Here is a 14376-nt window from a genome sequence, read left to right as displayed (position 1 = left end):
TCCTGACTGGTTGTTCGCATCTCGCCGCGGCATCCCTGGCGGTCGGTGCCGGAGCGAATATCGAAGTCGTGCAGCGAATGCTGGGGTGCAAGACCGCCATTGCTGGTCCTGGACCGCTGTGGGCACCTGCTCCCGAACGGCCTGGACGCCGTCGTCGCGGGGACGGAGGCCGATACGCGGGTTGCCGCGTACCAACTGCGTACCGCATGAGGAAGGGCCGTTCCGCTGATCTCGGAAACGGCCCCTGACCTTGGTGCCGAGTGTGGGACTCGAACCCACACGTCCTTTCGGACAACGGTTTTTGAGACCGTCGCGTCTGCCAGTTCCGCCAACCCGGCGCACCGGGTGAAAACTATAGCGGGTGATCTGGCTGGGGACCTAACCACGCCGGGGATCGGGGGGTGACGTTGTGATACTGGTCGGTTTGCGCTGGGTAGATGGGTTGTGGGCGGAGGTGGGCGGTAGTCTTTGGTTACTCGGATGCGTGCCGGTCGGCGAGGGTGGCGTCGGACGAGCAGCATCGGTGTTGGTTATCGGAAGCGACAGGGGTCTATCTATGGGAACGACAGCAGGGGGCGCGGGCGCGAAGAAGGACTCCGCGCCGTCCGCCCCCAAGCGGGTGGTGGTCGCCGAGGACGAGGCCCTCATCCGGATGGATCTCGTCGAGATGCTCTCCGAGGAGGGCTATAACGTCGTCGGTGAGGCGGGTGACGGCCAGCAGGCGGTCGACCTGGCCGAGGAACTGCGTCCGGATCTGGTGATCATGGACGTCAAGATGCCGCGGCGGGACGGGATCGACGCCGCCGCCGAGATCGCCTCGAAACGCGTTGCCCCCGTGGTGATTCTGACCGCGTTCAGCCAGCGCGACCTGGTGGAGCGGGCCCGCGACGCCGGTGCGATGGCGTACCTGGTCAAGCCGTTCACGAAGTCGGATCTGGTGCCCGCCATCGAGCTGGCCGCCAGCCGCTTCCACGAGATCACGGCCCTCGAGGGGGAGGTCGCCAATCTCGCGGACCGGCTCGAGACCCGCAAGCTGGTGGAGCGTGCCAAGGGTGTGCTCATGCAGACGCAGGGGCTATCGGAACCGCAGGCTTTCAAGTGGATACAGCGCACGGCCATGGACCGACGCACCACCATGAAGGCGGTCGCCGAAGTGGTGCTGGAGAATCTCGCACCCAAGTAATAGTTAACCGCTATGTTGCCGGGGTGGATCGTAGATCCTTAACGCCCTGGCAACACGGGCGGGGAAATAGTTTGTCTCGATGTCACACGACTGATGCGAATGTGATGCGCAGCTAACGCGGCGGGGTTATGTTCTGACCGGGCCGACATGATGAGGGCGGCCCCCTCGGCGAGCCGGGGAGTACAGAACATAGAGGTGAATCGTGCTTGGTTCAATGACGCGCACGTCTTCCCTGCGGCGCGGTCGCATGGCACGCGCGGTGGTCATCGGGGCGGCAGCGGCGCTCGCGCTGGCGGGATGCAGCGACAAATCGACCGACGGTGGTGCGGAGGGCGGGGGGCTGAGTATCCAGCCGCTGGTTCAGGTCGACCTCGAGGGCAACGAGGTAGCTGCCACCGATTCCAAGGCCGCCGCGGATCCGGCCGGTGACGGCAATGCCAAGTGCGCCCCGCAGTCCATCGCCATGGCGGGTCCGCTGACCGGCCCCAATGCCAACCTCGGCCTGAACATCGTCCGCGGTGCCAAGCTGGCTGTCGACGAGTTCAACAAGGCCAATCCCGACTGTCAGGTGACGCTGAAGGAATTCGACACCGAGGGCAACCCGCAGAAGGCCACCCAGGTGATCCCGACGATCATCAACGATCCGTCGATCGTCGGCCTGCTCGGCCCGACCTTCTCCGGCGAGACCAAGGCGACCGGTCAGGTGCTCAGCGATGCCGGACTGCTGGCGCTCTCCCCGTCGGCCACCAATGTCGATCTCACCAAGAACGGCTGGAAGACCTTCTTCCGCGGCCTCGGCAATGACGGCATCCAGGGCCCGGCGGTCGCCAACTATCTGCTGCAGACCGGCAAGTACAAGAAGATCTGCGTCGTCGCGGACAACACCGACTACGGTGTCGGCCTGGCCCGGACCCTGACCGAAACCCTGGGTTCGGTCGCCGACCCGAGTTGCGCGGTGAACGTCAAGGAAGGCGACAAGGACTTCTCCGCCGCGGTGTCGAAGCTGTCGTCGGCCGCGCCGGACGCCATCTACTACGCGGGCTACTACGCCGAGGCGGCCCCGCTGGTCCAGCAGCTGCGCTCGGGCGGTGTGACGGCCGAATTCATCTCCGACGACGGAGCCAAGGACGTGGAGTTCGTGCGCCAGGCCGGTGACGCCGCCGAGGGCGCGCTCATCTCCTGCCCGTGTGGTCCCTCACCGGACGAGTTCACCCAGGCGTACAAGGACCTCAACGGCTACGACCCGGGCACCTACTCCACCGAGGGCTACGACCTGACCACGATCATGCTGAAGGGCATCGTCGCCGGCAAGGTGACCCGCGCCGACATGGTCGAGTACGTGCGCACCTACCAGGGACAGGGCCTGGCCCGCGAGTACAAGTGGGGCCCGACCGGTGAACTGGAGAAGGCGCTGATCTGGATGTACGAGGTCAAGTAGCAGCACCGATTCGAAACAGCGTGTGCCGGAATTACGGGCCGGTTGTCGGGCCCGGCCGGCACACGCTGTTTCCTCTACGGCGAAAGTAACGAATGTCTTCACCAGCTGTGACCCTGCTGGCGAACGGGTCCATCGATTTCAATGTCACCGGTGTGATCGACCAATTCTGGCGGCTCACCGTCGACGGTCTCACCTACGGTTCGATCTACGCTCTGGTCGCGGTGGGCTACACCCTCGTTTACGGTGTACTGCGCCTCATCAATTTCGCCCATTCGGAAGTATTCATGCTGGGCATGTTCGGTCAGTTGATCGGACTGATGCTGCTCGGTTTCGGGGCCAGCGGAAATGTCTACGCGCAGGGCACCGGATTGACGATCGTGTACCTCGGCACGGCGATGGTGATCGGCATGCTGGTCTCCGGCGGCGCCGCGGTCGGTTTGGAGCGGGTCGCGTACCGGCCATTGCGCAAACGCGGCGCGAAACGGCTCATCTTCCTGATCACCGCGATCGGCATGTCGTTCGTGCTCCAGGAGTTCGTGCACTACGTGCTGCCGAAGATCTGGCCGGGTATGGGCGGCACCAATGCCCAGCAGCCGATCATGCTGGTGCGGCCGACGGAACTGTTCTCCATCTTCGACGCCGCCGTCACCAATACCGCGGTCGTCATCGTCGTGGCCGCGATCCTGTTGGCCGTCGCCACCGAATTCTTCATCAACCGAACCAAATTCGGCCGCGGCGTGCGCGCGGTCGCGCAGGATCCGGATACCGCCACCCTGATGGGCGTCTCCCGTGAGCGGGTCATCATGCTGACCTTCTTCATCGGCGGCCTGCTCGCCGGTGCCGCGGCGCTGCTGTACACGCTGCGGGTGCCCAACGGCATCATCTACTCCGGCGGATTCATTCTGGGCATCAAGGCGTTCAGCGCCGCCGTGCTGGGCGGGATCGGCAACCTGCGGGGCGCGTTGCTGGGCGGACTGCTGCTCGGGCTGGCCGAGATGTACGGGCAGATCCTGTTCGGCACCGAATGGCGCGACGTGGTCGCCTTCGTACTGCTGGTCGCCGTGCTGATGTTCCGGCCGACCGGCATTCTGGGTGAGAGTCTGGGGAGGGCCCGCGCATGAGCGAACCGAAGACGACCGACCGCCCACAGGACACGGAACGGACCATGCGCGGCGTCGGCGATGCGCTGCGCGCCTGGTGGGGCGGTTTGTCCCGCCCCGCGCAGTGGGCCGTCGGCGTACCGGCCATCGTGGCGCTGGCGCTGCTGCCACTGTTCCCGCCGCCGCTGCTCGACACCCCGGGCACCAGCTTCGGCGGTGTGATGGCGCAGTTCGCCATGACGGCGCTCATCGCCATCGGCCTGAATGTCGTTGTGGGACAGGCGGGTCTGCTCGATCTGGGCTATGTCGGCTTCTATGCCGTCGGCGCCTACTCGGTGGGCCTGCTCACCAGTCCGAACAGTCCGTGGAATCAAACCGACGGCGGCTTCCTCAATACCAAGTGGGCATGGCTGGCCTGTGTGCCGATCGCTATTCTGCTCACCGCCATCTCCGGGCTCATCCTGGGGACGCCGACACTGCGGTTGCGCGGCGACTACCTGGCCATCGTGACCCTCGGCTTCGGTGAGATCGTGCGGCTGCTGGCCGACAACCTCGGCGACATCACCAATGGCAGCCTCGGTCTGTCCGGTATCGCCTACCCGCGAGTCGGCGAATCGGAGGACCATCCGGGCGGCTACTTCTCCTCCGGCAATCTCGGCGACTCCGAGAGCGGAAATCTGTTGGACCGGGCCAACTCCGGCACCTGGTGGTTCTGGATCGGCATGGCGCTGGTGATCGTGGTGCTGGTGCTGGTGGGCAACCTCGAGCGCAGCCGCGTCGGCAGGGCCTGGGTGGCCATCCGCGAGGACGAGGACGCCGCCGAGATGATGGGGGTGCCCGCCTTCAAGTTCAAACTGTGGGCCTTCACCATCGGCGCGGCCATCGGCGGTCTGTCGGGTGCGCTGTACGCGGGCCAGGTGCAGTACATCAATCCGGGCGTGTTCAACATCATCAACTCCATGCTGTTCCTGTGCGCCGTGGTCATCGGTGGTCAGGGCAACAAGCTCGGGGTGATCGTGGGCGCGTTCCTGGTGGTGTACCTGCCGAACCGGTTCATGTCGGTGGAGGTGGGCGGCCAGTCGCTCGGTGACTACAAGTATCTGTTCTTCGGTCTCGCGTTGGTGGTGGTGATGATCTTCAGGCCGCAGGGTCTGTTCCCGGTCCGGCAGCGACTGCTCGCCTACGGGCGGCAGGTGTACCGGGCGGTGCACAAACCGGTGGCGTCCGCTACGACGGGAGCACGGCGATGACCGGGCCCGGCGCGGGCGACGCGCTGTACGACAACGAGGATTTCGCGGCCGGATACACCGAGGCCCCGGAGGCCGAGAGCACCGGCACCCTGGACGTCTCCGAGGTGCTGCCCGGTCTGGGCAGTGCGGCGGCCGTCGCCGAGGTGGTCGCACCGCATCGCGAGATCGAGACCGCGGTCGGCGCACCGCTGCTGCGCACCGACGACCTGACCGTGCGGTTCGGCGGCCTGACGGCCTTGGATCAGGTCAGTTTCGAGATCCGGCGCGGCGAGATCCTCGGCCTCATCGGGCCCAACGGGGCGGGCAAGACCACCTGCTTCAATGCCATCACCGGGGTCTACCGGCCGAGCGGGGGCACCGTCACCTTCGACGGGAAGCCGCTCACCAAGACCAAACGCAACGAGATCACCCGGCTCGGCATCGCACGCACCTTCCAGAACATTCGGCTGTTCGAGGAGATGACCGCGCTGGAGAACGTGGTGGTGGGAACCGATGCGCGGCACCGGACTTCGGTGCCCGGCGCATTGTTCCGCACCGCACGCCACCGGCGCGAGGAGCACGATGCCATCGAGCGCGGGATGGCGCTGCTGGAATTCGTCGGCATCGCGCCGCGCGCGGTGGAGAAGGCGCGCAATCTGTCCTACGGCGACCAGCGTCGGCTGGAGATCGCGCGGGCGCTGGCCACCGAGCCGAAACTGCTGTGCCTGGACGAGCCCGCCGCCGGATTCAACCCGAGCGAGAAGTCCGCGCTCATGGACCTCATCCGCAAGATCCGCGACGACGGCTTCACCGTGCTGCTCATCGAGCACGATATGCGGCTGGTCATGGGCGTGACGGACCGGATCGTGGTGCTCGAGTTCGGGCGCAAGATCGCCGACGGGCTGCCGGAGCAGATCCGCGAGGATCCGGCGGTGATCGCGGCGTATCTGGGTGTGCCGGAGGACAGTCCGGCCGCCGAGGTGGCTGCCGAGGACGTCGCGGAGGGTGCCGAGGCCGAGGAGATCGCGGCCGATGTCGCCACGGCGGAGGGTACGGATTCCGCGGCGGCCGACGCGGGCGAGTCGGGAGCCGCTGAATCAGAGTCCGCGGGGCCCGAATCTCCTGAGCGCGGGTCCGCGGAGTCCGGATCCGAGTCGGCTGAACGCGAGTCCGGCGGCGACGAGGCCGCGGCCGACATCGGCGAGTCCGACCGGACCTCGTCGACGGAATCGGCTGTCACACTGCGCAAGCCCGCCGGAACGACGGCCCCGGAAGGTGCGTCCGCACTGCTCCAGGTCGACGACATCGTCGTCAATTACGGCAGAATCCAAGCGCTGCACGGTATCTCGCTGAATGTCGGCTCCGGTGAGCTGGTGACCCTGCTGGGCGCCAACGGTGCGGGCAAGACCACCACCATGCGCGCCCTGTCCGGCCTGCTGCCCTTGACCAGGGGGCGAATCCTGTTCGAGGGCAAGGACATCACCCGCATGAAGGCGCACGAGCGGGTGCTGGCCGGGCTCATTCAGGCTCCCGAAGGGCGCGGTGTCTTCCCGGGAATGACGGTCCAGGAGAATCTGGACATGGGCTGCTACGCCCGGCCGTTCAAGCAGCGGTCGGAGTACGACTCCACCCTGGACTGGGTCTTCGAGCTGTTCCCGCGCCTCGCCGAGCGCCGCCGCCAGGTCGGCGGCACGCTTTCCGGCGGTGAACAGCAGATGCTCGCCATCGGCCGCGCCCTCATGGCCCGCCCGAAGCTCCTGCTCCTGGACGAGCCGTCGATGGGCCTGGCCCCCATGGTGATCCAGCAGATCTTCCGCATCATCACCGAGATCAACGACAGCGGCACCACGGTCCTGCTGGTCGAACAGAACGCTCAGCAGGCCCTCACCCGCAGCGACCGCGCCTACATCCTGGAAACCGGCGAGGTGACCAAGTCCGGCCCCGGCCGCGACCTCCTGGTCGACCCCGCCATCAAATCCGCCTACCTCGGCGTCGGCTGAACCGGCGACATACGCGTCGGGCCGGTCATCCACGGATGACCGGCCCGACACTTCTTGCAGGGGCGACAGGACTTGAACCTGCAACCTGCGGTTTTGGAGACCGCTGCTCTGCCAATTGAGCTACGCCCCTTCGTTGCGCGCGACTACCGTACCAACATCACGCGCCGGGACGAAATCGCTTTTCCATCACCCCAAACCGAGCCGCTCCAACCACGCGTTCAACCGCCCCGCCGCCGCCCCCGACCAGTACGAGCTGCGCCACTCCCGCCCGGCCGCCAGCTCCAGCAGCTGCGCCTGCGCTGCCGGACCGTCGGATGCCGCCCACTCCGCGAGAAACGGTTCCAGGTCCAGGCCGGTGGCGGCGATCGAGCAGAGCACGGTGTCGGCGCTGGGCAGGGTGGGATAGGACGCCAGCGTATCGCGCCACCAGGCGCGCAGGAATCGCTCGATGGCGACCCGCTCGGCGGCCGGCCACTCGAGCCAGCGGCCGTATTCGAGTTTCCCGAACACGATTTCGGGATCCGGATAGGCGAAGGCGTCGTCGGCCGCCAGCTCCAGCAACCGGGGCAGCAGGTAGCGGAAGTCGTCGACGCCGCCCCAGGTACTCATCGCCTTGGCGGCGTATCGGGCCAACGCCTCCGGCGTGAGCGATCGGATCGGCTCATTCAGTAGACAGCGTCCCTCGTCCGGTGCGACGCAGTGCGGGCAGCCCTCGATCACGTCGGGGCGTGGGATCCGTGCGAACACGTCGTACAGTTCACGCAATGCCGCGGCCCGGTCGCACACGGCTGTGAGGATACGGCGACGACCGGTCCGATGCCGAGTCGTCGGCGGGCCGGTGGCGGTGGGAGTGCACCGATTCGGTCGGCGTCGGGACCGGTTCGCGCCCGGTGCGTACGGTTGTCGGTGGACGTCCCTAGACTCTGGGGCGTGACTCCTGCCTCTATCGATCAGCGTCCGAGTGCTGCGTCCACCGCTACCGCCGATGTGGGGGAGCGGCCTACGTTGTTGCTGCTGGATGGGCATTCGCTGGCTTATCGGGCGTTCTACGCGCTGCCGGCGGAGAATTTCAAGACGCAGAGCGGGCAGACCACCAATGCCGTGTACGGGTTCACGGCGATGCTGATCAATCTGCTGCGGGACGAGAAGCCCACGCATGTGGCGGCGGCGTTCGACGTGAACCGGAAGACGTTCCGGACCGAGGCGTATCCGGAGTACAAGGCGAACCGGATCACCACGCCGGACGAGTTCCGGGGGCAGGTGGAGATCACCCAGGAGGTGCTGGGGGCGCTCGGGATTCCCACCATGGCGATGGAAGGGTACGAGGCGGACGACATCATCGCCACGCTCACCACGCAGGCGGTGCCGCAGGGATACCGGGTGCTGATCGTGAGCGGCGACCGGGATTCGCTGCAACTGGTCAACGACGATGTCACCGTGCTGTACCCGAAGAAGGGCGTCAGCGAGCTGACCCGGTTCACCCCGGCGGCGGTGGAGGAGAAGTACGGGCTCACCCCGGCGCAGTATCCCGATTTCGCGGCGCTGCGCGGCGACCCGAGCGACAACCTGCCCGGCATTCCCGGCGTCGGCGAGAAGACCGCCGCCAAATGGGTGCGCGAATACGGCGACCTGGCCGCACTGGTGGACAAGGTGGACACCGTCAAGGGCAAGGTGGGAGACGCGCTGCGCGCCAACCTGTCCAGTGTGGTGCTCAACCGGCAGCTCACCGAGATGGTGCGCGATGTGCCGGTGCCCTACACCCCCGACCAGCTGGCCATGCAGCCGTGGGACCGGGAGAAGATCCACTCCCTGTTCGACGATCTGGAATTCCGCGTCCTGCGCGACCGCCTGTTCGACACCCTCGCCCCGGTGGAACCCGAGGCCGAGGCCGGATTCGAGATCAGCGGCGGCACCCTGGCTCCGGGCTCGGTCGCCGACTGGCTGGCAGAACACGCCAAAGCCGGTCAGCGCCACGGCGTTTCGGTGGTCGGCGTCGGCAATCCGGTCAATGGCGACACCAAGGCCATCGCCATCGCGGCCGCCGACGGCGAGGGCGGCTACCTCGACGTCCACGCCCTCACCCCGGAGGACGAGGCCACGCTCGGCGCCTGGCTCGCCGATCCGGAGACCCCCAAGGCCCTGCACGAGGCCAAGGCCGCCATGCACGCCCTGCGCGCCCGCGGCTGGACCCTCGGCGGCCTCACCAGCGACACCGCCCTGGCCGCCTACCTGGTCCGGCCGGGCCAGCGCACCTTCACCCTCGATGATCTGTCATTGCGCTACCTCAAGCGCGAACTGCGAGTGGAGGATTCGGGCGCGGCCCAGCTGTCCCTGCTCGACGACGAGGACCAGGTCGACGAGGAGCTCGCCAAGGCCGAGATCCTGCGCGCCCAGGCGGTCTCCGACCTCGCCGCCGCCTTCGACGAGGAACTCGAGCGCATCGAGTCCACCGCCCTGCTGCGCGATATGGAACTGCCGCTGCTGGCCGTGCTCGCCGATCTCGAACAGGCCGGTATCGCCGTCGACGCCGATCAGCTCGAACAGTTGCAGCGCGAATTCGCCGACCGGGTCGCCGAGGCCGCGAACAATGCCTACGAGGTGATCGGCGAGCAGATCAACCTCGGCTCGCCCAAGCAGTTGCAGGTGGTGCTGTTCGACAAGCTCGATATGCCCAAGACCAAGCGCACCAAGACCGGCTACACCACCGACGCCGACGCGCTGGAGGGCCTGTACGAGAAGACCCAGCACCCGTTCCTGCAACATCTGCTCGAGCATCGCGACGCCACCCGGCTCAAGGTGACCGTGGACGGCCTGCTCAAATCCGTCGCCGACGACGGGCGCATCCACACCACCTTCAATCAGACCATCGCCGCCACCGGGCGACTGTCGTCCACCGAGCCGAATCTGCAGAACATCCCGATCCGCACCGACACCGGCCGCCGCATCCGCGACACCTTCGTGGTCGGCCCCGGCTTCGAATCGCTCATGACCGCCGACTACAGCCAGATCGAAATGCGGATCATGGCGCACCTGTCCAAGGACGAGGGCCTGATCGAGGCGTTCAACTCCGGTGAGGACCTGCACACCTTCGTGGCGTCCAAGGCGTTCGACATTCCGCTGTCGGAGGTGCACCCGGAAATGCGTCGCCGCATCAAGGCCATGTCCTACGGCCTGGCCTATGGTCTGTCCGCCTACGGCCTGTCGCAGCAGTTGAAGATCAGCGCCGAGGAGGCCAAGGCGCAGATGGAGGTGTACTTCAACCGTTTCGGCGCCATCCGCGACTATCTGCGCGACGCCGTCGAGCAGGCGCGCAAGGTGGGTTACACCGAAACCCTGTTCGGCCGTCGTCGTTACCTGCCGGACCTGGACTCCAGCAATCGCCAGCGCCGCGAGGCAGCCGAACGCATGGCGCTCAACGCGCCCATCCAGGGCACGGCCGCCGACATCATCAAGGTCGCCATGATCGACACCCAGCGGGCCATCCGGGACGCGGGCCTGAAGTCGCGCATGCTCCTGCAGATTCATGACGAACTCGTCTTCGAGGTGGCGTCGGGGGAGCGTGAGGCGCTGGAATCACTTGCCCGCGAACATATGTCGAAGGCCATCGACCTTTCGGTGCCGCTCGAGGTGTCGGTGGGCGTGGGCCGCAGCTGGGACGCGGCCGCGCACTGACCGACCGTGGCGCGCACCGCCCGCGAGTATCTCGTGCACGGGCGGTGCGCCGCATGAATCGGTGTGTCGCGGCCGGCACAACCGGGCGTGTGGCGGGGTGGATCGAGTGATCGGCGGACGCCGCCGCGGGATCGACAGAGTGAATCGGAACAGTCTCTGATCGGATCGCCCGTGGGTCGGGCGCGCGGCCGCGTTTCGGCGTTATCGGCCGGGGGCGTACCGGTTTCCGGCTGCACGCCGGAATGTGGCGCGCGCGGTCGTCGGTGGACGGTCAGGAGTGTTGCGGGAGGGTGCTCGGCGCTATCGACGCGCAGGCCAGCGCGGTGGCACGGCAGATGTCCGCGCAGGCCCGCTCACCGTACTGTTCGCACTGCTCGGCGAGGTCGATACAGGCGTCGCGGGTCAATTCGCACAGCCACGCTGCCCAGGGGGAGTCGCGGTCCAGCAGGTCGGCCGTGTGGCGGCTCAGTTCGGACACATCGGTCAGCATGGCGGTATGCCGCCGATCCACGTGGGCCGCGTCGGGATCCGGACTGGCGTGGATCTGGTGTCGGCAGGCGCGGTGGCAGCGGAGGAGATGGTCGATGGTGCGCTGGATCGTGGGATCGGTCATGGCACCTCTTCCGTTGATTAGCTGCTGATTTGCCCATTGTCGTGGAAGGGGGTCGGAGAGTCCCGCAGGCATGCCGCTGCGACCGTGGTGAAAGTTACTCGTGGGTCGGCGCGGAATATGGTTGCTATCCCCGAGATGTCCCCTTAAGCTCGACGCCGTGCCGAATCCCGCCTACAGCCGCAGCGCAGCGCTCGACGTCGCCGACCGCGACCGCGCCGCGCTTCTTCCGCTCACCGCGATGGTGGCTGTGGCGCGAATTCTCGTAGTAGCCCGCCGTAGCGGGGTCTGATTCGGACCGGCCCCCTCGCTGCGGCCACTCTGCTCTTTGATTTTCGCTGGTCCCCTCTGCCATTCCTCGGAAGATTCGGGAAGACCAAACCTCACCATGACCATCACCATCGATACCCACACGTTCATCGCCGCTGCCCCCGCGAGCCTGCGGGCCGAATGCCGCGACCTCACCCCCGCCGAGTTCTACGACCGGTACTGCGAACACGAAGGCCCGGTCAAACTCAGTGAGTGGACGCCCATCGGGCACCACGGACCCGGCGGGCGCTACACGGCGACCCTTGAGATCGCCGACCACCTGCGCACCGTCGTGGCGGCGGGCAGCCCGGTGGCGACGCTGACCTCGGCCCTCTACGACGAGGGCTACCCGGTCGAGCTCCTCGCCTTCCACCAGCGCCGCACCGACGACGGCATCGCCACCTTCGTCCAATGCGAGTTCAACAACCGCCGCGGTTGGGGCGCCGCCCTCGCCGACGACGGCGCCGAATCCGCCATCCGCGCCATGATCGCGGGCATCAACCACCTCGGAACCCACTTCTGAGGTAGCACCGCACCCCGCTACCCGACGGTAGCGGGGTGCGATGCTACCCGGGCCTCGAAGCGACGGCCTCGAAACGACGGGTCTCGAAAACAGCAGCGCCGCACCCGATCTCGGGTGCGGCGCGCATGCGTCGGTGCCGCGCGCTACTGCGACTGCTGCTCGGCGAGCTGCTTGCGGACCTCTTCCATATCGAGATCCTTGACCTGACCGATGAGGTCCTCCAGCGCGGCCGGGGGCAGCGCGCCGGGCTGCGCGAAGACGAGCACGCCCTCGCGGAAGGCCATGATGGTCGGAATCGAGCGGATCTGCGCCGCGGCGGCGAGCCCCTGCTCCGATTCGGTGTCGACCTTGCCGAACACCACATCGGGGTGCTTCTCGGACGACGCCTCGTAGGTCGGTGCGAAGCTCTTGCACGGGCCGCACCAATCGGCCCAGAAATCGACGAGCACCACGTCGTTTCCGGTCACGACCTCATCGAAGTTCTGCTCGGTAAGAGTCTGGGTGGCCATGGCATCCTCTCGTGTCGGTTTCGCCCGGTCCAACACCGGACGATGCGGTTGTGTTCCCTACCCGACCGGCCACTCGCGCCGCCGATCACCGTCCCACCGTCGTATACCCACAACCGTAGCCGGGAAATCCCCGTCCCGGCTGACGGCCTCCAGGGCCATCGGCAACTGGGCCGGGGTCACACGCCTGGCCAGTGTGACATGTGGGGTCCACGCGTCGGGACGCACGTTCGAGGGGATACCCGGGCAGGGGGAGATGACACCGAACAATCGGCGTTGTAGATCCAGCAGGGGGAGGGAGGGGACGACGGCGCGGACCAGGATCGGGCGGCGGGCGCCGAAGATGAGGAGGCCGCCGAGGCGGACGGGGAGGGGGGTGAAGGGCTGGCGGGCCAGGGATGTGTCCAGGCGGGGCCAGATTTCGCGGGCGACGGCGACGGTGATGTGGGGGCGGTGGGTCGCGTCGGGGGAGTGCAGGCCGGCGTCGGCCAGCAGGCGCCACTGTTCGCGGACGGTGGCTTCCGCCGCCTCGTCGAGGATCAGTTCGACCGACTGGACCACAGGTGGACGATACGCGGGGATACCGGCAGCGGGCGAGCGGCGGCGCGGGCGCGCGGGCCGGACGCGGATGATTCGGGCCGGTTCGGCGGAATCGCGGTGGTTGCGGGAGGATTACCGGCATGAGTGACGGCGGGAATCTGCGGCTGGGCCTGATCGAGGGGGACGGGATCGGACCGGAAGTGGTGCGCGCTGCCCGCGAGGTGGTGGACGACGCGCTGGAGGTGGTGCGGATGCCGGCGGTGGAATGGGTGCCGCTGCTGATCGGGCATGCCGCCATCGCGGAGTTCGGGGATCCGGTGCCCGAGACGACGCTGAAGGGCCTCGAAGGGGTGGACGCGTGGATCATGGGTCCGCACGACAGCGCGTCGTATGCGGCCGAGTACCGGACCGGGCTGCCACCCGCGGGCGCGGTGCGCAAGCGGTTCGGTCTGTACGGCAATATCCGCCCGGCGCGCGCGATGGCGGGGGTGCGGGCGGTGGCCGCCGAGATGGATCTGGTCATCGTGCGCGAGAACAGCGAGGGCCTCTACGCCGACCGCAATATGTATGCCGGAGCGGGCGAGTTCCGGCCGACCCCGGATGTGGCCCTGGCGGTCGGTGTTTTCACCCGCACGGCCATCGAGCGCATCGCCCGGCTCGCCTTCGAGGTGGCCGAGACTCGGCGCAAGAAGGTCACCATAGTGCACAAGGCCAATGTGCTGCCCATGACCACGGGACTGTTCCGCGAGGTGTGCTACGAGGTCGCCGAACGGTATCCGAATGTCGAGGTGACCGATGAGCACATGGATGCGATCACGGCCCGGCTGGTGCGCACGCCCGCTGCCTTCGATGTGCTGGTCACCGAGAACCTGTTCGGTGACATCCTCTCGGACCTGGCGGGCGAGCTGAGTGGTTCGCTCGGGATGGCACCCTCGCTGAACTGCTCGGACACCCACGCCATGGCGCAGGCCGTGCACGGCGCGGCACCCACCCTGGCCGGGCACAACCGGGCGAATCCGCTCGCGCTCATCCGTTCCGCCGCCATGATGCTGCGCTGGTTGGCCAACCGCGACGGCCGTTCCGCACTGCACCGCGCCGCCGATCGCATCGACAACGCGGTTGCGGAGACGTTGCGGGCCGGAGTCGCCACATCCGATTTGGGTGGGTTAGCATCTACCACCGAATTCACCGAGCAGGTGCGGGCACGTCTGCACCGCTGGTGAGCGATGTCCGGCGCGTAACGGGCACGCGCCAGCGTGTCGCGGA

12 protein-coding genes, 2 tRNA genes and 1 pseudogene are annotated in these 14376 nt (G+C 67.3%); 9 read left to right on the top strand and 6 right to left on the bottom strand.

Translation table 11 applies throughout. The annotated features are described in order from the left end of the window. Positions 1 to 251 precede the first annotated feature (251 nt). A tRNA-Leu gene (locus QJS31_RS29950) sits at positions 252 to 338 on the bottom strand. Between the two features lie 218 nt (positions 339 to 556). On the opposite strand from QJS31_RS29950, the gene QJS31_RS29945 reads away from it, so the two are divergent. The 6 genes and pseudogenes from QJS31_RS29945 to QJS31_RS29920 all read left to right on the top strand — a co-directional run bounded on the left by QJS31_RS29945 (position 557) and on the right by QJS31_RS29920 (position 6950). Further along, positions 557 to 1183 (top strand): ANTAR domain-containing response regulator, encoded by a 627-nt coding sequence (locus QJS31_RS29945; RefSeq protein WP_029929050.1) that lies wholly within the window; start codon positions 557 to 559, stop codon positions 1181 to 1183. Positions 1184 to 1430: 247 nt separating this feature from the next. Further along, positions 1431 to 2621, top strand: coding sequence for a branched-chain amino acid ABC transporter substrate-binding protein (locus tag QJS31_RS29940; RefSeq protein WP_282785449.1), 1191 nt, complete (start codon positions 1431 to 1433; stop codon positions 2619 to 2621). Positions 2622 to 2713: 92 nt separating this feature from the next. Then, on the top strand, positions 2714 to 3742 hold the full coding sequence (locus QJS31_RS29935; protein ID WP_282785450.1) for a branched-chain amino acid ABC transporter permease: 1029 nt from the start codon (positions 2714 to 2716) through the stop codon (positions 3740 to 3742). Then, entirely contained in the window at positions 3739 to 4971 is a 1233-nt protein-coding gene (locus QJS31_RS29930) for a branched-chain amino acid ABC transporter permease (RefSeq protein ID WP_282785451.1), read from the top strand. The genes QJS31_RS29935 and QJS31_RS29930 overlap by 4 nt, the downstream gene beginning before the upstream one ends. After that, a pseudogene (locus QJS31_RS29925) lies at positions 4968 to 5876 on the top strand (ABC transporter ATP-binding protein); the annotation flags it as partial. The gene QJS31_RS29930 and the pseudogene QJS31_RS29925, both read left to right, overlap by 4 nt. Positions 5877 to 6236: 360 nt before the next feature. Continuing rightward, positions 6237 to 6950 carry an ABC transporter ATP-binding protein gene (locus QJS31_RS29920; protein WP_228812569.1) on the top strand — a complete coding sequence of 238 codons (714 nt, stop codon included), beginning with the start codon at positions 6237 to 6239 and terminating at the stop codon, positions 6948 to 6950. Positions 6951 to 7007: 57 nt separating this feature from the next. On the opposite strand, the gene QJS31_RS29915 is transcribed toward QJS31_RS29920, so the two are convergent. Together QJS31_RS29915 and QJS31_RS29910 are read right to left on the bottom strand one after the other, a co-directional pair. After that, positions 7008 to 7080, bottom strand: a tRNA-Trp gene (locus QJS31_RS29915). 56 nt (positions 7081 to 7136) lie between these two features. Next, complete coding sequence (locus QJS31_RS29910) at positions 7137 to 7736, bottom strand: hypothetical protein (protein WP_282785842.1); 600 nt, start codon at positions 7734 to 7736, stop codon at positions 7137 to 7139. A 144-nt stretch (positions 7737 to 7880) separates the two neighbouring features. Between QJS31_RS29910 and polA the strand changes: the two genes are divergently transcribed. Then, on the top strand, positions 7881 to 10622 hold the full coding sequence (gene polA, locus QJS31_RS29905; protein WP_282785843.1) for a DNA polymerase I: 2742 nt from the start codon (positions 7881 to 7883) through the stop codon (positions 10620 to 10622). Between the two features lie 271 nt (positions 10623 to 10893). Here polA and QJS31_RS29900 read toward each other — a convergent pair whose 3' ends face one another. After that, the gene (locus QJS31_RS29900; RefSeq protein ID WP_282785844.1) at positions 10894 to 11235 is read right to left on the bottom strand and encodes a hypothetical protein; all 342 of its coding nucleotides are present in this window, start codon (positions 11233 to 11235) and stop codon (positions 10894 to 10896) included. 385 nt (positions 11236 to 11620) lie between these two features. Between QJS31_RS29900 and QJS31_RS29895 the strand changes: the two genes are divergently transcribed. Continuing rightward, positions 11621 to 12064, top strand: a complete 444-nt coding sequence (locus tag QJS31_RS29895) for a 2-keto-3-deoxygluconate kinase (RefSeq protein WP_282785845.1) — start codon at positions 11621 to 11623, stop codon at positions 12062 to 12064. Between the two features lie 143 nt (positions 12065 to 12207). On the opposite strand, the gene trxA is transcribed toward QJS31_RS29895, so the two are convergent. Continuing rightward, positions 12208 to 12573, bottom strand: coding sequence for a thioredoxin (gene trxA / locus QJS31_RS29890; RefSeq protein WP_029929033.1), 366 nt, complete (start codon positions 12571 to 12573; stop codon positions 12208 to 12210). Positions 12574 to 12630: 57 nt separating this feature from the next. Further along, positions 12631 to 13131: a 2'-5' RNA ligase family protein gene (locus tag QJS31_RS29885; RefSeq protein ID WP_282786210.1), complete on the bottom strand. Its 501-nt coding sequence runs from the start codon at positions 13129 to 13131 to the stop codon at positions 12631 to 12633. 119 nt (positions 13132 to 13250) lie between these two features. Between QJS31_RS29885 and QJS31_RS29880 the strand changes: the two genes are divergently transcribed. Beyond that, positions 13251 to 14333, top strand: a complete 1083-nt coding sequence (locus QJS31_RS29880) for an isocitrate/isopropylmalate dehydrogenase family protein (RefSeq protein ID WP_306358271.1) — start codon at positions 13251 to 13253, stop codon at positions 14331 to 14333. Positions 14334 to 14376 lie beyond the last annotated feature (43 nt).

Origin of the sequence: Nocardia sp. CC213A, from assembly GCF_030766805.1 — a bacterium.
Lineage (GTDB): Bacteria > Actinomycetota > Actinomycetes > Mycobacteriales > Mycobacteriaceae > Nocardia > Nocardia otitidiscaviarum.
Note: the sequence above shows the minus strand (reverse complement) of the source record. Positions and strands in the feature narration are given on the sequence as shown.